Raw genomic sequence first — 17154 nt, forward strand, 5'->3', positions numbered from 1 at the left:
CTGCTGTCAAACATTCAGGGCCCAACGACGGTCGAGAAGAACGCGATGTCTACGCAGGATTTTATCGAAGGTACTCGGATTCGTTGCAATGGTTGTACTGAACCAAGGCAGTTGTTGGTCAATGGGCAGTATGTCGGAGGGCACGACTGATGATGCGGGTCCGCTCGAACCTCATCGTCGGATTGGCCCTCGCGGTAGTCGCGACGCTGAGCTGGGCGCTGAACTTCATTGCGCCCTACGTCACCGGGGCCTACACAATCTATGATTTGATGATCGTAAGATTCCTGATCGCCGGAGCGCTGGGCCTGGGTGTCGTGCTGCTCTACCGGGCCCGACTTCGGCTCCTGCGCCTCGATCAGGTGCTCCTGGCCGCTGGCCTGGGTGTGATCGGCTATCTCGGCTATAGCGCATGCATCGCCGCCGGTATCATTTTTGGTGGGCCGGTGCTGACCCCGGCCTTTATTGGCATGGTGCCGGTCTTGCTGGCACTGCTGGGCAACGCCACGACCAAAACTCTCCAGTGGAGCAAACTGGCGATCCCACTGGTTTTCCTGACCGTGGGCCTGCTGCTGTCCAATCTCGGCGCTGTCCATCAACCCGTTGCAGGCCAGGGTTCCTGGCTGATGGGTTTGCTGTTTTCTATCGGTGCCGTGATCTTGTGGCTCGCGTTCAGTTGGTTGAATCAACGCGCCTTGCTGAAGCTATCGCCCAACGCCTCGGGCGTATGGACAGGCCTCATGATGACGGGTGCGGGAATCGGCACCGTGTGCCTGTTACCGGCGATACAAGCGTTCGACCTGCTCGAACTGCCGCGCGTGGGTTTCAGTGTTTCCGTTGCAGGGCACTTGTATCTCTGGAGTTTCGTTATTGCGTTGATGTCATCCGTCGTCGGTGCCTGGGCCTGGAACGCCGCGTCCCGGCGCCTGCCCATGGTGCTTTCCGGGCAATTGATCGCCCTGGAGTCGCTGTTCGCGACACTGCTTGGCTTGTGGTTTCATGGCCGGCTGCCGACGCTACTGGAGATGTCGGGGCTTGCTGCCGTGCTTGTCGGGGTGATCATGGCGGTGCGTATCATCCTGACTTCGCGTGGATCGACAGTGGCCCGTGTCCCTTGATCAACAGGTATTGCTATCGCCTATCCGGCTCCTTTACTGCCTTTCTCCGGCCCTTCGAAGTCACTACTTTGTATTCAGCGGCATCGGCCTCTTTCACTGGCTGTGCAGTTGGAGAGTCGCTGTGAAAGCGGTAATACGTTGAGGGTTTCCTGACAGCAAGATCGACAGTTCCGAGATGAGCAGCCTTTGCAGGACCAGCCGACAAGAAAGCACTCGGTTCCATCGCAAACCGCTCAGCCAGCGCATATGCCATCTTGTGACTGATGGGGCGGTCTCCATTGAGCACCTTGGACACCGCGGTTTTATCACCGATTTCAGGAAGGTCTGAGCCGGTGAGCCCGAGCGTCTCCATAAGGTCCTTGATCAGTTGCACCGGGGTGCAGGTTGCCTCAAAAGCAGCGTTCGATTCGCGAAACTGGTCGGAATCACGCTGGTACGCCAGGATTTCCTCTTCAAGCTCAGCGAGAATCCTTTCCTCGGTCTTGCTCAGCCCACGCCCATCGGTGAGCTCATCGAGCAAATCGGTCGCGCGCTCGTAGTCGGCCGGGGTCTTGATGCCGTGCACAAACTCACCCCGCAGGCGATCCAGTATCGCGTAAAGCTCGCCAAGCGTTGCGATCACCGTTTGAAAGTCGTTCCGGGCTGCGCTCATCGTTTTGTCCCTTTGTTTCTTGCATACCAGACGTTGGCGACGTCGTAATCGGCATGCGTGTAGACGTGTTTGACGTAGAACTTCTGCCGCGCGTAGTTAACGCCGCCTATCACCCTGAGATTATTGCCGCCTACATCAATCACAACCCAATTCATTGCGGCTCTTGGCTTGAACAAGTCGACACCGTGCGTACCGAAAAGCTTTTGCAGGTCTGCGAATTCCTTGGGGCGCGCCATTCTCAAAATGCGCAGGCAGCGCTCAAGCCCAGCCCTGTCGTTCGGGTACAGAATCGCAGCGTCGTCAAAGCGGGATGGCGTGAGTATATCCATGGGCGTCCTTGTCTTTGGGCCGATGGTACTCTGGTTGTGTTTTTTAACAACTTTTGTTTGTTGGCAAATGTGAAAGCTTAATGATGACGGAAAACGTCAGCAATCCCAGCCGTGCGCTGAACCTCGACGCAACCATCAGGCCAATGGGTCAGCGCCCCATCTTCAATCGAACCCCTTCCGACGCCATGGGTCTGTTTTTGTATCACTGTCGCGGAATAGATCCCATGTCCCCACACCAGAGCCTGGTGCTACTTGCCCGAGGCGGTTATGCCGCTCGTGGCGTTATTTATCTCATCGTCGGCATTCTTGCCTTGCTCGCGGCCCAGGACTCCACCAAACCGAAGGACAGTCACAAAAGCCTTGAAATGCTGCTGAGCCAGCCCTTCGGCCATGCCTTGGTCGGCCTGGTGGTAGCGGGCCTGCTTGCCTTCGCCGGCTGGCGCATCTTGCAAGCCACGCGCGACGTTGATCATCACGGCACGCAGTTCAAGGGCCTGGTGATTCGCGCCGGGTTGCTGGCGGGCGGTCTGGTCAATGGCGCGCTGGCGTTCTTTGCCCTGGGCCTGCTGATCAGTGGCTTGAAAAGCTCCGGGGATTCCGGCGGTGGGCAAACCCAGGACCTGCTGGCGCGCGTCCTGTCCTGGGACCATTCGAACCTGTTGGTTTACCTCGCCGCCCTGGTGCCGCTGGGCGTCGGCATTGCCCATATCATTAAAGGCTGGAAGGCCTCGTTCGAAAAATATTTCGAGGCTGACGAAGAAGTGATGCGTTATGTACGGCCGGTGTCGCGCTTCGGCCTGATCGCCCGCGGGGTGGTGTTTATCGAGATCGCCGTGCTGCTGATCATCAGCGGCTCGGCCTATAAAGCCGTGGACCCGCCCGGCATGAAAGATGCCCTTGATGCGTTGCAGAATCTGCCGGCCGGAGGCTTGGTATTGATGGTGATGGCCCTGGGGCTGATTGCCTTTTCGGTCTACAGCTTCTCCGAGGCGGCGTGGCGCAAGATCAATATGGATGTGCCAGGAGTAGCGCACACATAGGCCGACTTGCGCCGTTGCTATGTCAGCTGCCCTCTACTGCGCAGGCGTAACCCGGCGCATGAGCTCATTCAACGCGTAGGTGTCGAGGAAGGCCATCGCCTGAATAATCCGGCCATCCTTGAAGGTCAGTTGCCACAGGTAGGTGTTGTTGTAGGGTTTGCGATCGAGAGCTGTCGCAGTGCCACTCCACAGGACAACGACAATGTCGTCCTGGGCGATGATGCTCTGCACCGTGGGCGAAATTGGAGTCGCCAGGCGCGCGCTGATCGGCCGCACGGCCTGTTCGATCAGCTCGGTCTTGCTGTCATACACGCCGGAAACCGGGCTCGATCCGGCGACTGTCCAGACCGCATCGGGCGCCAGCAGGTCGAAGACCGTGCCTTTGCCCTTCTGCCAGTTCGCGAACGCCTGGCGGACCAGATTCGTATTGGCCTCTTGAGTGTTTCCCGAAGCCCAGGAGGTGCTCGTGGAAAGCATTAAAGCCAACACAACAACCTGGGCACGCCAGGCCAGACTTTTCCATGTAGTCATGATGTTTACCTCACGGCAATGCAGTTGATAAAAGTTCTTCCTGAGAACCTTAACGACATGTGCCTCGAGGCTTTTGCTCGATACTGCTGTGGGGTTGCCTGATGCTGTTCGCAGGTCGTTTGATCTATGCGGAGGGATGAAGATAAGGCCGAGCGACATCTTCATAAAATGCCTGCGCAGCCAGATTCTTGTCCTTCGCCTCCAACATGATGTCGAAACGGTCGAGAAACTTGAGCGCGTATTCGTTGGTCCAGCGATTCCACATCTGATCACTGTGACCGTACAAGTCACGTTTGGACACCACCTTCAATAACGCATCCATCTCGAGCTTTTTGCCTGCATCGAAACCCAATTCCTGCAATCGCTCCGGCGGCTGCGAATAATGCATGGTGGGCCGAACCCCACGCCAACTTTCAATGATGCGTTCGACTCGCGGGGAGTCCGGTGCGATGTAATCGTTCTCGTTGATCCAACAGTGATGAATATCCAGCACGACGGGGGCAAGGTCAGCCAGTTGCAGGCAATCATCGACGCCGTAGGTCTTCTCCTCGTTTTCGAAGGTGATGCAATTGCGCGCCACCTCCGACAACCGCGGCCAGACCGAACGGATCCCCTCGCCCCCGAGGCGCCCGGCGATGTGCACGTTGCATTTGAAGTCCTGGAAGCGCCGACCGTAACCCATCATCCGGATCATGTCGGCGTGGTACTCGAACTCGGCGATGCTGTTCTCCACCACACCCGGTTTATCCGAGCCCAACACACAATACTGGCCAGGGTGGAAGGACAGCCGGATATCCGCCGAACGCGCGAGGTTGCCAATCACAGCGAAGCGTTCTTCCAGCTGGTTTTGAATGGCCGGGTCCTGATAGAAAGCACTCACCTTCGGATGACTGTAGAACGGCAACAGATCACTGCTCAATCGAAGCATGCGCAGGGTTGGCGCAAGCTCGGCAACGTAGGCGATGAGGCGCAGCTGTGCGTCGAGATTGTGCGTCACGACTTCAAGCAGTTTGTCGCGGGCGACTTGGAGAGGGACGCCATCCATCCAGCGTAACGTCGTGGTGCGGGGGTTGTATGGCGCTTCGATGGTCTTTAACGCACTCGCAGCAAGGCCGCGATCAGGGTGCCGGTATTGGCAGGCGAAGCCGATTCGGGGGTGGGTCATGGGAGGTCCTGGCCGTCATCCGTATTGGCGGTAGACATTCTGAAGGCTGAGTTGTCCTTTTTGATTGGCTCGATGAAAACTGTTTTCGGCGACCTGTTGACCACGCTTGGCGCCGCCAAGAAAAACCGATTGCGATGCGCTCGGCATACCTTGAAACCCAAGTACACGCTGATCGGCGAGCCGCGATGAATTCAAATGGCTATACTCGGGGCAGGAAAAAACTCGCAGCCGTACCTTAAAGGACAATATGGATCTCAGGGCAGCGCACAGAGCGCGACCCGTGGTGACCCCGAAAGGACGAACACCATGCAGGAATTCAGTATGAACGGCGCAGAATTGGAAAAGGTCCATGTCGAAATTGCCACATTGATGGCTGAGACCAAAAAGCTCAACGCCGAAGCGGGCAAGATGACTCGCGAAACGTTCTGGTATCCAGTCGCGGTTGCCACCGGCCTGATCGGTACGGTGGCCACCGTCACTACGCTGCTAATCAAATTCCTCTAACCTGACAGGCCCTGCAAACGCGGGGCCTTCTTACCTTGAGCCCAAATGAAAACCATAGAGCAGTACAGTCCGCGCTCCGCGGACCCATTGGCGCGCCTGAAAATCAATCTCGGCTATACCAGGCAGCAAATGGCCGAACTGGTAGGGCTGGCTCAGAGTGGGCAATGGGGCAAGTACACGGGTGGCGCGAGCTGAAGGGCAAATGCGGCAGAAAAAGCCAATGTTCCCAAGATGTCCCATGTCGCCCTTTTTTAAGGACCAAAAACCACAAACCCCCGACTTTCTCTAGGAAAATCAGGGGTTTGTGTTTGTAGAATGTGGCGGTGAAGGAGAGATTCGAACTCTCGATACAGTTTCCTGTATACACACTTTCCAGGCGTGCTCCTTAAGCCACTCGGACACTTCACCGTGTCTCGGCAAACTGTTCAGTCTGTCGAGGCGCGCTAATGTAGTCGAAAGCCTTTCCGATGGCAAAGGTTTTTTTCAGAATTTTCATGCGGTTAAGGCCGGTCGGGTATTTCGGACGCGGCGAGGCAGGGCAAACCGGCCAAACTCCGGCTTCGGCTATGGGCGGCTCCACGAGGGCAAGCGCTGGCTGTTGGGCGCCTCGCGAGATTTGGGCGGGGCGGCGCTGACCGGTGAGTCAGTCACGGCGCTTTACCTGACCTGCGGCGGTGGGTAACGTCTGCTTCACTTCTCTTACAAGGAATAGCGTCATGAGCGACCTGATTGCCTACCATCTCGAAGACGGTATCGCGACCCTGACCTTGAACAATGGCAAGGTCAATGCCATTTCGCCTGATGTGATCGTCGCATTCAACGCTGCGCTGGACCAGGCAGTGTCTGATCGCGCGGTGGTAATCATTACCGGGCAACCGGGGATTCTGTCGGGCGGTTACGATTTGAAGGTGATGACCGCCGGCCCCAAGGAGGCAGTCAGTCTGGTCGCGTCTGGCTCGACTCTGGCCCGTCGTTTGTTGTCGCACCCCTTCCCCGTCGTTGTCGCCTGCCCTGGGCATGCGGTGGCCAAGGGTGCGTTCCTGCTGCTGTCGGCGGACTACCGCATTGGTGTGGAGGGGCCGTTTACCATCGGGCTGAACGAGGTGCAGATCGGCATGACCATGCACCACGCCGGTATCGAGCTGGCCCGTGATCGCTTGCGCAAGTCTGCGTTCCACCGCTCGGTGATCAATGGCGAGATGTTCAATCCGCAGAGCGCCGTGGATGCCGGTTTCCTCGACAAGGTGGTCGCGGCTGACGAGTTGCAAGCTGCAGCACTGGAGGCAGCGCGTCAGCTGAAGAAGATCAACATGACCGCCCACAAGAACACCAAGCTCAAGGTTCGCAAGGCGTTGCTGGATGCATTGGACAGCGCGATTCTGCTGGATCAGGAATACACGGGCTGAACGTTGGCTAAAGACGATATCGCTCACCTAGAAAAACAACATACCCGTGGCGAGGGAGCTTGCTCCCGCTGGACTGCGTAGCAGGCCCATTTTCATGAGCGCTTCGCACTCAAGCGGGAGCAAGCTCCCTCGCCACGGGACCGGTGAAGCTTCCCATGTAAGTTACTGGGAATCGGTAACCGCTCTATCCCGCTTCTTACGCGTCGTTTAGAAACATACGCTTAAACATCGTCTATCTCCTCCCTCTACAGGCGCAATTGCCGAAAACAGTGCACATCCGTACACTGCGCCACCTTTTGTCCCGATGGGGCCTGTTGATGTTGTTTGCACTGCGTATGTGTTTGATGGGCCTGCATTTTGTTCTGGCAGGTGTGCTGGGCGTGATCCTGGGTGTGTGCCGGCCATTCAATCCTGACAACAGTCGTATATGCGCCAGGTTGTACGCGCTGCCTGCGATGTGGTTTCTACGCCTGCGGGTCAAGACTGAGGTCGACACGCTGGTCAACAAGACTCACGGCTGCGTGATCATCGCCAATCATCAGTCCAACTACGATCTTTTCGTGTTCGGCAACGTGGTGCCGCGTCGTACCGTGTGCATTGGCAAGAAGAGCCTGAAGTGGGTGCCGTTGTTCGGCCAACTGTTCTGGCTGGCGGGCAACGTGTTGATTGATCGCGGCAATGCGATCAAGGCGCGCAAATCGATGCTGACCACCACCCATACATTGCAGCATGAAAACACGTCCATCTGGGTGTTCCCGGAAGGGACGCGCAACTTGGGGGAAGACCTGTTGCCCTTCAAGAAAGGCGCGTTCCAGATGGCGATTGCCGCCGGGGTGCCGATTATCCCGGTGTGCGTCAGCACTTATATCAAGCATATGCGCCTGGATAGCTGGCACGCCGGTGACATTCTCATTCGTTCGTTGCCAGCCATTCCTACCGCTGGCCTGAGCATGGATGACATGCCCCGCCTCATCGCCCAATGCCGCGAACAGATGCGTGAATGTATCGAGACGTTGGACCGGCAACTGCGCGTCGCGTAAACCAAAAACCCGCCTTCACGGCGGGTTTTCTTTTGCACCGAACTCGGCGCATTTTGCTGACTCTCAAAGACCATGGCGCGCTAAGCTGCACGTTGCCTACCACTGCCAATTTCCAAGAAGAAGCGAACCATCATCATGGGTAGAGTCGTTGCTGCTGCGGTTTACAGCGCCGGTAAGAAAGTCACCAATATCACCCTCGACGAAGGCAGCGCCTGGGCTGCAAAACCAGGACATTTCGTCTGGATCGGCCTCGAAGAGCCCAGCACGCTGGAACTGACCAACCTGCAACGCCAGTTCAACCTGCATGAACTGGCAATTGAAGACGCCATGGAGAAACATAGCCGTCCCAAGCTGGAGACGTTTGGCGATGCGCTGTTCATCGTCACCTATTCGCCGGTACGCGAGAACGGCAAACTGCAATTCATCGAGACCCATATCTTCGCCGGCAAGGGCTATATCATCACCGCTCGCAACGGCCACTCGGCGTCCTACGCACATGTCCGGCAGCGCTGTGAGGCGCGTCCCATTTTGCTGGAGCATGGGGAGGACTTTGTCCTCTACGCCATCCTCGATTTCGTCATCGAGAACTACCAGCCCGTCGGCGAAGCCATCCACACCGAGATCGATGAACTGGAGCGCAACGTACTGTGCAGCGCCTTGAACGAGCGCGATATCCAGAACCTGCACAGTCTGCGCCGCGACGTGCTACGCCTGCGTCGTTATGCGGCACCTATGGTGGAAATCAGCGAAGAGCTGCAGCGCCTGGACTTTCCGTTCATCGACAAGAACATGACTCCGTATTTCCGCGATGTGCAGATTCATGTCACCCGGCAGATGGAAGACCTGGCGACACTGGCGGACATCGCCAGCCAGACCATCGAGATCGGCGTGTTGCTGGAAGCCTCGCGCCAGAGCGTGGTGCAGCGCAAGTTCGCAGCGTGGGCGGCGATCCTGGCGTTTCCAACGGCGGTGGCCGGGATCTATGGGATGAACTTCGAAAACATGCCGGAGTTGACCTGGCACTACGGGTATTTCCTGGTGCTCGGGTTTATCGGGGTGGGGTGTACGTCGTTGTGGGCGAGTTTCAAGCGATCGGGATGGTTGTAGGGATTTGCCGGTGGGATTTGCGTGGCCGTCTTCGCGAGCAGGCTCGCTCCCACATTTGATCTGCTGATCAAATGTGGGATGGCCCGGATAATCAGCCTTGGGCAGCTTCAGCTTGGGGTTTGTGGGCGACGAAACGCATCATCCACTCGGCTACCGTGGTGCCATGATGCTCCTGTTCAAGGCTCGCCACGCCCTGGCTGTAGATCTGCTCGCCGAGGTGTTGCTGGCGAATTTCCAGCAGGGCCCGGGAATAATCATGGATGAATTCCGGGTGGCCCTGGAAGCACAGGACCTGTTCATTGATGTGATAGGCCGCGAATGGGCAGAAATCGCTTGAGGCGATGACCGTGGCATTTTCCGGCAGTTCGGTGACCTGGTCCTGATGACTGATCAACAAAGTCAGTTCCTCCATCACCGGGCTCATCCAGGGCGCCTTTGCCGCGAGTTTGTAACGATGGGTGCCAACACCCCATCCCTGGCTGGCGCGCTCGGTCTTGCCACCCAGCAACAAGGCCAGCAACTGATGACCAAAGCAGACGCCCAGCAATTTGTCGCCACGCTGGTAGCGGTCCATCAGATAGGTCTTGAGCGTCTGGATCCAGGGGTCGCTGCCAAAGGAGTCGGCCTTGCTGCCGGTCACCAGGTAGGCGTCGAATTGCTCGTCATCGCTGGGGTATTGCCCTTCTACCACGTTGTATACGACAAATTCCGCCGCAATGGGCTGTTGCGAAAACAGGCGCTGGAACATCTGCCCGTAACCCTGATATTGCTCGACCAGTTCCGGACGCAGGATATCGGTTTCCAGAATGCAGATGCGTAACGACATAAAAAATACCTGACACGATGATGGGAATATTGCACACTCCAGAGCCTGCCTTGAAACACCGCTCCAAGGCAAGCCCCCTCCCCGTCAGAACGTCGCCCGGCTGGCGGCTTTTTCCAGCAACAGGGCCGGCGGTGAGAAACGTTCGCCATATTGCTCGGCCAGGTACTGGGCACGAGCGATAAATGCCGGCAAACCGTACTGGTTGATGAACTGCAACGTCCCACCAGTCCAGGCCGCGAAACCGATGCCGAATACCGAGCCGACATTGGCATCCGGCGTCGAAGTGACGACGCCTTCTTCTACGCAGCGAACAGTTTCCAAGGCCTGGATGAACAGCAGGCGATCGCGGATATCCTGCGCGGGGATTTGCCCATCGGCTTTCTCGAAACGGCTCTTGAGCTCCGGCCAGAGATGCTTCTGCCCTTGGGCTGGATAGTCATAAAAACCGGCTCCGGCCGCTTTGCCTGGTCGTTTGTACTCATCAAGCAGGTCGATCACGGCGAATGCAGGATGCTCTGTAGGCGCTTTCCCTTCTGCGTGCAGGTCTTTGGCGGTTTGAGCGCGGATATGGCTCATCAAACCGAGGGAAACTTCGTCAGAAACAGCCAGGGGCCCGACCGGCATCCCGGCTTTGCGCGCTTCGGTTTCGATCATCGGCGCACTCACGCCCTCGCCGAGCATCGCAATGCCTTCGTTGATGAAGGTGCCAAACACCCGCGAAGTGAAAAAACCACGGCTGTCGTTGACCACGATGGGCGTCTTGTCGATCTGCCGGGCAAAATCGAAAGCCCGGGCCAGGGTTTCATCACTGGTCCCGGCCCCCTTGATGATTTCCACCAGCGGCATTTTTTCCACCGGACTGAAGAAGTGCAGCCCGATGAATCTGCTCGCGTCCGGCACCGCCTCGGCCAGGCCGGTGATGGGCAGGGTCGAGGTGTTGGAAGCGATCACCGCCTCAGGCCCCGCTGCCGCCTGGGCTGCTGCCGACACTTGGGCTTTCAGGGAACGGTCTTCGAAGACGGCCTCGATGATCAGGTCGCAACCGGCCAGCTCGGCATCGTTGTCGGTAGGGTGAATCCGCGCCAGTGTGGCGTCGCGTTGTTCCTCGGTGAGTTGGCCGCGCGCGACTTTTTTTTCCAGCAGCGCCGCCGAGCGTGCCTTGCCCTTCTGTGCGGCGGCCAGGTCGATGTCCTTGAGCACCACGTCGATGCCGGCCACCGCGCTGACGCAGGCGATACCGGCGCCCATCATGCCCGCACCAAGCACCCCGACTTTTTTTGTCAGATAAGGCGCAACACCCTGTGGGCGTGATCTGCCGGCCTTGATCTCGTTGAGTTGAAACCAGAAGGTGCCGATCAGGTTCTTCGCCACTTGTCCCGTGGCGAGCTCGGTGAAATAGCGCGTCTCGATCAGATGCGCCGCGTCAAATCCCACCTGCGCGCCCTCTACTGCAGCGCAGAGAATCCTTTCCGGGGCCGGCAAGCAGCCCTGGGTCTTGTTGCGCAGGATCGAAGGCGCGATCGCCAGCATCTGGGCGACTTTCGGGTCGGACGGGGTCCCGCCTGGAAGCCGATACCCCTTCAAATCCCAAGGTTGGATCGCCTCCGGATGGGCGAGAATCCAGGCTCGGGACTTGGCCAGCAGCTCGTCGCGATCCGCCGCCAGCTCGTCGATCAAGCCGGCCTGCAACGCCTGCTGCGGGCCAAGTCGCTTGCCCTCGAGCAGATACGGCAAGGCCTTTTCCAGACCCAGCACCCGCACCATCCGCACCACACCGCCACCGCCCGGCAGCAGGCCGAGGGTGACCTCCGGCAAGCCGATCTGCACCGATGGATGGTCCAGCGCTACGCGATGATGACACGCCAGGCAGATTTCCCAACCGCCGCCCAAGGCCGCACCATTGATCGCCGCGACAACGGGTACACCGAGGGTTTCGAGGGCGCGCAGTTGCGCTTTCAGCCCCAGGACCATCTGGTAGAACGCCTGGGCTTCGGATGGGTCGACCCTGACCAGCTCGTTCAAGTCGCCACCGGCAAAAAAGGTTTTCTTGGCCGAGGTGATGATCACCCCGGCGATCGAATCTTTTTCGGCCAACAGACGCGCCACGCAGGCGGCCATCGCCTCGCGATAGATCGCGTTCATGGTATTGCTGCTCTGGCCCGGCATGTCCAGGGTCAGGAGAACGATCCGGTCCTGGCCGGTTTCGTAACGAATGGCTTCGGTCATTAAAAGTGTTCCTTGGTGTCGAGGGCTCAGAGGCGTTCGATGATGGTGGCGACGCCCATTCCGCCGCCGACACACAGCGTCGCCAGGCCGTAACGCAGGCGACGCGCCTCCAGCTCATCGAGCAAAGTGCCAAGAATTGCGCACCCGGTGGCACCCAGTGGGTGCCCCATGGCGATAGAACCGCCGTTGACATTCACCTTTGCGGGATCGATGGCCATGTCCTTGATGAATTTGAGCACCACCGAGGCGAAGGCTTCGTTGACCTCGAACAGATCGATGTCTTCCACCCGCAACCCGGCTTTCGCCAAGGCCTTGCGGGTGGCCGGGGCCGGGCCGGTGAGCATGATGGTCGGCTCGGTGCTGGTGACCGCAGTGGCGACGATTCGCGCCCGGGGCTCCAGGCCCAGCTCGCGGCCCTTTGCCTCGGTGCCGATCAGCATCAGCGCCGCGCCGTCGACGATGCCCGAGCTGTTGCCCGGGGTGTGCACATGGTTGATTCGTTCGACATGGCTGTAGACACGCAACGCCGTCGCGTCGAAGCCCATCTGGCCCATCGCCTCGAAACTCGGCCGAAGTTTGCCCAGGCCTTCGAGGGTCGAGTCGCCACGGATGAACTCGTCGTGGTCCAGCAGCACGATGCCATTCTGGTCCCGCACCGCCACCAGGGATTTAGCGAACGATCCGTCGTCCCGGGCCCGCGCGGCCTTGCGCTGGGATTGCAGTGCGAAAGTATCGACATCTTCGCGATTGAAACCTTCCAAGGTAGCGATCAGGTCCGCGCCAATGCCCTGGGGGACAAAATGACCCTGCAGGTTCGATTGTGGGTCCAGCGCCCACGCGCCTCCATCGCTGCCCATCGGTACCCGCGACATCGACTCCACGCCACCGGCCACCACCAGGTCCTCGAAGCCGGAGCGCACTTTCATCGCCGCCAGGTTCACCGCCTCAAGGCCCGAGGCGCAGAAACGGTTGAGTTGCACGCCCGCCACGCTGACGTCCCAGCCCGCCACCAGGGCCGCCGTCTTGGCAATATCGGCGCCTTGGTCGCCTACCGGAGTCACGCAGCCGAGCACGATGTCATCGACGTGACGGGTGTCCAGGTCCATGCGCTGGCGCAACGCGTCGAGCAGGCCGGCGACCAGGTTCACCGGCTTGACGGTGTACAGGGCGCCATCAGTCTTGCCCTTGCCGCGGGGCGTGCGTAATGCATCGAAAATCAAAGCTTGGGTCATGACATCCTCGAACCATCATCGACGTAATGCGAACACCTCCAACCTTAAGCCCAGCGGCGCCGGATTCAATGACCCCAGCGCTCAACTGCATTGACAGCCACGCTCAGACGAACGGTAGCGTGCTATCGGGTTAACCGTTTCAGGTGAGCAAGCTGTCTAGCAAGAGGGCCGGCAAGTAGCTGGCAATAAGCCTCATGCCTGTTTAACAGCTATCAGCTTCGAACTCATACGAATTGGATCTAAGCCAACGCGGCTGCGGCCCCTAATGTAAACCCTGTACAAGAGAGTCGTCGGGTTTTGCCGAGGCGCTTGTCAGCCAGTTTCAAACAGGAAGTGCAACGCCAGCCGCCACGGAGCTACGCAGGCTGGCCTCAGGAAATAACAAAAAAGGCGGGTCAGCCATGTTCAAGCATTCGAAAGTTCGTCAAGCCGGACTCATCCTCTTTGCCACTACGCTGCTGTTGATTTTGCCGAATATCACCAAGGTTATCGGCTGAATCCGGGGCGTGGTGCCATCGCCAGCAAATGCACGAGGGTCGTTGTTCAAGCGACGGTGGCTCTGCCACCCTTTGCGCTTCCCTCTCGACATGGAAGGCGATTCATTGAAAGCTCTCATTGCAATCGGGGCGCTGCTGCTCAGCACGCCTCTATTTGCCGCGCAACTCGTACTCGAACTGGGCACGCAGGCACGCACCTGGCAAACCGAGGAACTGCTCAAGCATCCTGAAGCTCGAACGGTCCGGATCAATGAAGACGTTTCCTACAAGAAACCCATGAGCTATCGCGCCGTCCCCCTCACGGCGTTGTTGACCGGCGTCCAGCCGGATGACCATTTGCAGGCCGTGGCGCTGGATGGCTTTGCCGCCGAAATGCCCGCTGCCCCGTTGCTCAACCAGAATGGCGCCCGTGCGTGGCTGGCGATCGAAGACCCAGCAGCCCCCTGGCCGTCGCTGGGCGAGGGCAAGCGCAGTGCCGGGCCCTTTTACTTGGTCTGGACCGATCCCCAGGCGGGACATATCAGCCCCGAACAGTGGCCCTACGCGCTGGCGAGCATCAAGCGCCTGTCCGCAGTGGCCGAGCGCTTCCCTGCCCTGCTGCCCGCCGCAGGCCTGGCCAAGGACGATCCGATCAATCAGGGTTTTGCGCTGTTCCAGAAAAACTGCCTGGCCTGCCACCGCCTCAACGGTGCAGGTGATGCCCAGTTCGGCCCGGACCTGAACATTCCCTTCAATCCAACCGAGTACTTCTCGGGGGATTTTCTCAAGCGTTACATACGGGATCCGCAGAGCCTGCGGCGCTGGCCTCAAGGGAAGATGCCGGGATTCTCGGCGGCGGTGCTGCCGGATGCGGAGCTTGATTTGCTGGTGGGATATTTGAAGCATATGGCGGGACGCAAGCAGCCGTAGATGCTTGATTGCCACAAGAGCGCTACATGAAAACGGCCGACACAAAGTCAGCCGTTGCTGTGCTGCAGAAAGTAAGTATCAGGCCTGCAGGCGACGGATCTCCTGCTTGACGCCCCACCCTTCAATGATGCCACCCAGTGGCTCAACCACCGCTTCGAAATTCAGTTCGAAGTCGCCGATATCATCATAGGTGGCGTACATCACCCGGCTCAGCTCCAGTGACCAGGCACCATCTTCCCGAGCGCTGATCTGCGCATTCAACGATTCTCCCCGAAAGTGACCTGCCGCCCTGCGCGCCCGTTCCTCGTCGGGAAAAATGGCGTAGAACTCGATGGGATGGAATTGGGAGAAATCGAAACCGCCTTCTTTCATGCGGCGCAATACGCTGGTGCTGATATCTTCTTGATAGGCTGTGCTCATGAAACGTCCTCCTCAGAACCGATGGATAGACTTTCCGTCTTCCCGTGCATGCAACCAGCGGTTACAAGCGATACGGCATCAAATGACCGTCGGGACACAAGCATGTAGCTGACAAGACCGGACCTTCGCGATCCTTTCGCTGATCTCGATTGCAGAGTAGCGTCAAGTCAGTGCGACTGCCAAGCGGGACCAGACAATGAATTTCATGAAACCGGTTTAATGCTGATGATTTCAATGCTGTTCTGGGTTTTCAGACTCTTGACCGTGGGGTCGTCGGTGCGGCCCTCCAGGTCGTTGAGGTCCAGCTCTTTCGAGAGAGGTACCAGCTTTTCCCGAATCAATTGTGCAGCCTGTTCCATCGTGGGCTCCTGGGCGTAATCAAACTGCTCGGCGATCGTTTCGCCGTGATCGTCAACGAAGGTGATTTCCCACTTTTGCATCAGTGTCTCCTTGCTCGATGGAATGGCCTGGCTTACCTCTATCTCGACATTGGCGGCGAAACAATCGTTCCGCTGAGCTCGTTGACGGCACATACGAAAAAACCGCCTCAAGGGCGGTTTTTCTTGGAGTGACCAGGGCTATTTTTCGGCGCGTTCTTTCAATGCTTTAAGGGTATTGAACGGCGCATCCACCACGAACTTGTTAGCCAGCCAGGACGGAACGTCGCCCCCCGGCTCGGTATGGACCTGGTAAATCACCTCGACCTGATCCGCGCCCTTGGGAGTGAATTTCCAGAAACCGTCGACTTGTGCCACTCGCACGAAACCTTTTTCTTCAGGTGCGTAAGCGGGCACGCCCTTGAGGTTGCGGGTCAGGCTGCCATCCGCGCCTTCGACGGTAGTGACCTCCAGCACTGAGTCACGGGGCGTGACCGGCCATGGCGTGTTGAATTGAGTGTAGGTCCAGCTCTTGCCGCCCTCGTGCTTGAGCAGCTTCTGGCTCTTGCATTCATGAATCCAGGCACAGGCACCCGATACGTCTTCCTGCAAGGCTCGCAACTTCGCCATGGTGGTCTTCATGACGGTCACGCCTTGGTAGGCCTTGTACTTGGAACCGCTGACTTCACTAAGTGAAACCTTGATCCCTTCCTTTTCCTTGGCAACCTGCCAATCCTCAGCCTGGGCGGTAGCCGTGGCCAACAAAACGGTCAAACCACACAACACAGCCATACGATGCAGCGAACCCATAATTGTTTTCCTTGTTTTCGAAGTTCCGATCTTGACGCATTACGCTGCCGTGACTTGCTCCCACCAACCGATCAGTCGAATGGCTTCTTCGCTGCTGTCGCCACAGACCTCGATGTCAGCCTCAAACGCCGAGCACACCGCGGGGCGATCGGCCCGGCCGAATATCAGGCACAGATTGTCGATCGACAACTGCACGCAACGCTCGCCCGCCGGCTTGCCTTGAGGCATCCCCGGGATGGGTGAGCTGATGGAGGGGGCGATGCAGCAGGCGCCACAGCCCTCGCGGCATTTCATGACGACAACGTCCTCACGGCAGGTAATGGTTGATAACAGGACAGAGAGTAACGGCTAAAACGAACGTTTCAAATTACTGGATGGGTGTTTTTTCGTTCATGACGCGATGACCGAGCAGTCAGTGACGAGTTGCAGGCGCAATGAATGCCTACTGCTTGAATTCGAACTCCAGCGCTGCGCCTTCCACTTCGTTGCGCTCCTGGTTGCGCAACGGCAGCTGCATTTCGTTGCTCAACAAACGCCCGTTGAGTTGGAACGGCCCAGGCTTATCGCCGAACATGGGCGGCAACAACGGCTCACGCTTGGGCAGCGGCACAGTTCCCGGGGGCTTCAGCTCCTCGACCATTTCATTGGGCAAGCTCAAATCGAGCTTCGCCGGTGGCAGTCGGGTCTTGGCAATTTCGCGAGCGGATTTGCTTTTGGAGGCGACGGGGGCACGTTTTTTTCTGGTATTCGCGGTTTTCTTCGCGGGGGCTTTTTTCACCGCTGCGGGTGCCTTGCCCGGATTCTTCGTGGCGCTGGCCGCGGGTTTTTCCTGTGCCGCAGCCGCCACGACGCCTCCTGAATGGAAGGCAGTCAACAGGCCAAGCAAAACCCAGACGGCAGGGACAATGGCTTTCATTGGACTCGATGGCAGTTACGACACAAGCCCCATGCTCGCCTGTTAATCGAGC

20 protein-coding genes and 1 tRNA gene are annotated in these 17154 nt (G+C 58.4%); 8 read left to right on the forward strand and 13 right to left on the reverse strand.

Annotated elements, in window-relative coordinates; translation table 11 throughout:
* Positions 1-149: 149 nt before the first annotated feature.
* The gene (locus J3P96_RS19985) at positions 150-1115 is read left to right on the forward strand and encodes an EamA family transporter (RefSeq protein WP_434653154.1); all 966 of its coding nucleotides are present in this window, start codon (positions 150-152) and stop codon (positions 1113-1115) included.
* A gap of 13 nt (positions 1116-1128) precedes the next feature.
* On the opposite strand, the gene J3P96_RS19990 is transcribed toward J3P96_RS19985, so the two are convergent.
* Together J3P96_RS19990 and J3P96_RS19995 are read right to left on the reverse strand one after the other, a co-directional pair.
* On the reverse strand, positions 1129-1767 hold the full coding sequence (locus J3P96_RS19990) for a helix-turn-helix domain-containing protein (protein ID WP_434653156.1): 639 nt from the start codon (positions 1765-1767) through the stop codon (positions 1129-1131).
* The gene (locus tag J3P96_RS19995; protein ID WP_434653158.1) at positions 1764-2096 is read right to left on the reverse strand and encodes a type II toxin-antitoxin system HigB family toxin; all 333 of its coding nucleotides are present in this window, start codon (positions 2094-2096) and stop codon (positions 1764-1766) included. Before J3P96_RS19995 ends, J3P96_RS19990 begins: the two co-directional genes overlap by 4 nt.
* A 224-nt stretch (positions 2097-2320) precedes the next feature.
* Between J3P96_RS19995 and J3P96_RS20000 the strand changes: the two genes are divergently transcribed.
* On the forward strand, positions 2321-3136 hold the full coding sequence (locus J3P96_RS20000) for a DUF1206 domain-containing protein (protein ID WP_434653160.1): 816 nt from the start codon (positions 2321-2323) through the stop codon (positions 3134-3136).
* Positions 3137-3169: 33 nt separating this feature from the next.
* On the opposite strand, the gene J3P96_RS20005 is transcribed toward J3P96_RS20000, so the two are convergent.
* Both J3P96_RS20005 and uvsE read right to left on the reverse strand, forming a co-directional pair.
* Positions 3170-3667 carry a nuclear transport factor 2 family protein gene (locus J3P96_RS20005; RefSeq protein ID WP_434653161.1) on the reverse strand — a complete coding sequence of 166 codons (498 nt, stop codon included), beginning with the start codon at positions 3665-3667 and terminating at the stop codon, positions 3170-3172.
* Between the two features lie 124 nt (positions 3668-3791).
* Positions 3792-4832, reverse strand: coding sequence for a UV DNA damage repair endonuclease UvsE (gene uvsE / locus J3P96_RS20010; protein WP_434653163.1), 1041 nt, complete (start codon positions 4830-4832; stop codon positions 3792-3794).
* Between the two features lie 321 nt (positions 4833-5153).
* Between uvsE and J3P96_RS20015 the strand changes: the two genes are divergently transcribed.
* Together J3P96_RS20015 and J3P96_RS20020 are read left to right on the forward strand one after the other, a co-directional pair.
* Positions 5154-5336, forward strand: a complete 183-nt coding sequence (locus tag J3P96_RS20015; protein WP_434658272.1) for a hypothetical protein — start codon at positions 5154-5156, stop codon at positions 5334-5336.
* 45 nt (positions 5337-5381) lie between these two features.
* Positions 5382-5531: a hypothetical protein gene (locus J3P96_RS20020; RefSeq protein WP_434653165.1), complete on the forward strand. Its 150-nt coding sequence runs from the start codon at positions 5382-5384 to the stop codon at positions 5529-5531.
* A 123-nt stretch (positions 5532-5654) separates the two neighbouring features.
* On the opposite strand, the gene J3P96_RS20025 is transcribed toward J3P96_RS20020, so the two are convergent.
* Positions 5655-5744, reverse strand: a tRNA-Ser gene (locus J3P96_RS20025).
* A gap of 308 nt (positions 5745-6052) precedes the next feature.
* Here J3P96_RS20025 and J3P96_RS20030 point away from each other — a divergent pair.
* The 3 genes from J3P96_RS20030 to J3P96_RS20040 all read left to right on the forward strand — a co-directional run bounded on the left by J3P96_RS20030 (position 6053) and on the right by J3P96_RS20040 (position 8889).
* Positions 6053-6742 carry a crotonase/enoyl-CoA hydratase family protein gene (locus J3P96_RS20030; protein WP_434603302.1) on the forward strand — a complete coding sequence of 230 codons (690 nt, stop codon included), beginning with the start codon at positions 6053-6055 and terminating at the stop codon, positions 6740-6742.
* Between the two features lie 317 nt (positions 6743-7059).
* Entirely contained in the window at positions 7060-7782 is a 723-nt protein-coding gene (locus J3P96_RS20035; RefSeq protein WP_434653167.1) for a lysophospholipid acyltransferase family protein, read from the forward strand.
* A gap of 135 nt (positions 7783-7917) precedes the next feature.
* On the forward strand, positions 7918-8889 hold the full coding sequence (locus J3P96_RS20040) for a magnesium and cobalt transport protein CorA (protein ID WP_305496018.1): 972 nt from the start codon (positions 7918-7920) through the stop codon (positions 8887-8889).
* A gap of 91 nt (positions 8890-8980) precedes the next feature.
* On the opposite strand, the gene J3P96_RS20045 is transcribed toward J3P96_RS20040, so the two are convergent.
* From J3P96_RS20045 to J3P96_RS20055, 3 genes are all read right to left on the reverse strand, one after another.
* Positions 8981-9715, reverse strand: coding sequence for an amidotransferase (locus J3P96_RS20045; RefSeq protein WP_434653169.1), 735 nt, complete (start codon positions 9713-9715; stop codon positions 8981-8983).
* A gap of 84 nt (positions 9716-9799) precedes the next feature.
* Positions 9800-11941, reverse strand: coding sequence for a 3-hydroxyacyl-CoA dehydrogenase NAD-binding domain-containing protein (locus J3P96_RS20050; RefSeq protein WP_434653170.1), 2142 nt, complete (start codon positions 11939-11941; stop codon positions 9800-9802).
* 26 nt (positions 11942-11967) lie between these two features.
* Positions 11968-13173, reverse strand: coding sequence for an acetyl-CoA C-acetyltransferase (locus J3P96_RS20055; protein ID WP_434653171.1), 1206 nt, complete (start codon positions 13171-13173; stop codon positions 11968-11970).
* A 587-nt stretch (positions 13174-13760) separates the two neighbouring features.
* Between J3P96_RS20055 and J3P96_RS20060 the strand changes: the two genes are divergently transcribed.
* Positions 13761-14579: a c-type cytochrome gene (locus J3P96_RS20060; protein ID WP_434658275.1), complete on the forward strand. Its 819-nt coding sequence runs from the start codon at positions 13761-13763 to the stop codon at positions 14577-14579.
* Between the two features lie 78 nt (positions 14580-14657).
* Here the strand turns inward: J3P96_RS20060 and J3P96_RS20065 are convergent, their stop codons facing one another.
* The 5 genes from J3P96_RS20065 to J3P96_RS20085 form a co-directional block, all read right to left on the reverse strand.
* Positions 14658-14999 (reverse strand): ribonuclease E inhibitor RraB, encoded by a 342-nt coding sequence (locus J3P96_RS20065; protein ID WP_030137746.1) that lies wholly within the window; start codon positions 14997-14999, stop codon positions 14658-14660.
* Between the two features lie 203 nt (positions 15000-15202).
* A complete protein-coding gene (locus J3P96_RS20070) occupies positions 15203-15439 on the reverse strand; it encodes a hypothetical protein (protein ID WP_434653173.1) in 237 nt (78 codons plus the stop codon).
* A 138-nt stretch (positions 15440-15577) separates the two neighbouring features.
* On the reverse strand, positions 15578-16186 hold the full coding sequence (locus J3P96_RS20075) for an START domain-containing protein (RefSeq protein ID WP_434653175.1): 609 nt from the start codon (positions 16184-16186) through the stop codon (positions 15578-15580).
* Positions 16187-16225: 39 nt separating this feature from the next.
* Entirely contained in the window at positions 16226-16480 is a 255-nt protein-coding gene (locus J3P96_RS20080) for a YkgJ family cysteine cluster protein (protein ID WP_434653177.1), read from the reverse strand.
* Positions 16481-16628: 148 nt separating this feature from the next.
* Entirely contained in the window at positions 16629-17102 is a 474-nt protein-coding gene (locus J3P96_RS20085) for a translation initiation factor 2 (RefSeq protein ID WP_434653179.1), read from the reverse strand.
* Positions 17103-17154 lie beyond the last annotated feature (52 nt).

It is taken from the genome of Pseudomonas sp. R3-56 (genome assembly GCF_051132075.1).
GTDB lineage: Bacteria > Pseudomonadota > Gammaproteobacteria > Pseudomonadales > Pseudomonadaceae > Aquipseudomonas.

Excerpts from the sequence above, each read along its gene's own strand:
- J3P96_RS19985 (WP_434653154.1), top strand. The coding sequence starts at position 150 with ATGATGCGGGTCCGCTCGAACCTCATCGTCGGATTGGCCCTCGCGGTA.
- J3P96_RS19990 (WP_434653156.1), bottom strand. The coding sequence starts at position 1,767 with ATGAGCGCAGCCCGGAACGACTTTCAAACGGTGATCGCAACGCTTGGC.
- J3P96_RS19995 (WP_434653158.1), bottom strand. The coding sequence starts at position 2,096 with ATGGATATACTCACGCCATCCCGCTTTGACGACGCTGCGATTCTGTAC.
- J3P96_RS20000 (WP_434653160.1), top strand. The coding sequence starts at position 2,321 with ATGTCCCCACACCAGAGCCTGGTGCTACTTGCCCGAGGCGGTTATGCC.
- J3P96_RS20005 (WP_434653161.1), bottom strand. The coding sequence starts at position 3,667 with ATGACTACATGGAAAAGTCTGGCCTGGCGTGCCCAGGTTGTTGTGTTG.
- uvsE (WP_434653163.1), bottom strand. The coding sequence starts at position 4,832 with ATGACCCACCCCCGAATCGGCTTCGCCTGCCAATACCGGCACCCTGAT.
- J3P96_RS20015 (WP_434658272.1), top strand. The coding sequence starts at position 5,154 with ATGAACGGCGCAGAATTGGAAAAGGTCCATGTCGAAATTGCCACATTG.
- J3P96_RS20020 (WP_434653165.1), top strand. The coding sequence starts at position 5,382 with ATGAAAACCATAGAGCAGTACAGTCCGCGCTCCGCGGACCCATTGGCG.
- J3P96_RS20030 (WP_434603302.1), top strand. The coding sequence starts at position 6,053 with ATGAGCGACCTGATTGCCTACCATCTCGAAGACGGTATCGCGACCCTG.
- J3P96_RS20035 (WP_434653167.1), top strand. The coding sequence starts at position 7,060 with ATGTTGTTTGCACTGCGTATGTGTTTGATGGGCCTGCATTTTGTTCTG.
- J3P96_RS20040 (WP_305496018.1), top strand. The coding sequence starts at position 7,918 with ATGGGTAGAGTCGTTGCTGCTGCGGTTTACAGCGCCGGTAAGAAAGTC.
- J3P96_RS20045 (WP_434653169.1), bottom strand. The coding sequence starts at position 9,715 with ATGTCGTTACGCATCTGCATTCTGGAAACCGATATCCTGCGTCCGGAA.
- J3P96_RS20050 (WP_434653170.1), bottom strand. The coding sequence starts at position 11,941 with ATGACCGAAGCCATTCGTTACGAAACCGGCCAGGACCGGATCGTTCTC.
- J3P96_RS20055 (WP_434653171.1), bottom strand. The coding sequence starts at position 13,173 with ATGACCCAAGCTTTGATTTTCGATGCATTACGCACGCCCCGCGGCAAG.
- J3P96_RS20060 (WP_434658275.1), top strand. The coding sequence starts at position 13,761 with ATGGAAGGCGATTCATTGAAAGCTCTCATTGCAATCGGGGCGCTGCTG.
- J3P96_RS20065 (WP_030137746.1), bottom strand. The coding sequence starts at position 14,999 with ATGAGCACAGCCTATCAAGAAGATATCAGCACCAGCGTATTGCGCCGC.
- J3P96_RS20070 (WP_434653173.1), bottom strand. The coding sequence starts at position 15,439 with ATGCAAAAGTGGGAAATCACCTTCGTTGACGATCACGGCGAAACGATC.
- J3P96_RS20075 (WP_434653175.1), bottom strand. The coding sequence starts at position 16,186 with ATGGGTTCGCTGCATCGTATGGCTGTGTTGTGTGGTTTGACCGTTTTG.
- J3P96_RS20080 (WP_434653177.1), bottom strand. The coding sequence starts at position 16,480 with ATGAAATGCCGCGAGGGCTGTGGCGCCTGCTGCATCGCCCCCTCCATC.
- J3P96_RS20085 (WP_434653179.1), bottom strand. The coding sequence starts at position 17,102 with ATGAAAGCCATTGTCCCTGCCGTCTGGGTTTTGCTTGGCCTGTTGACT.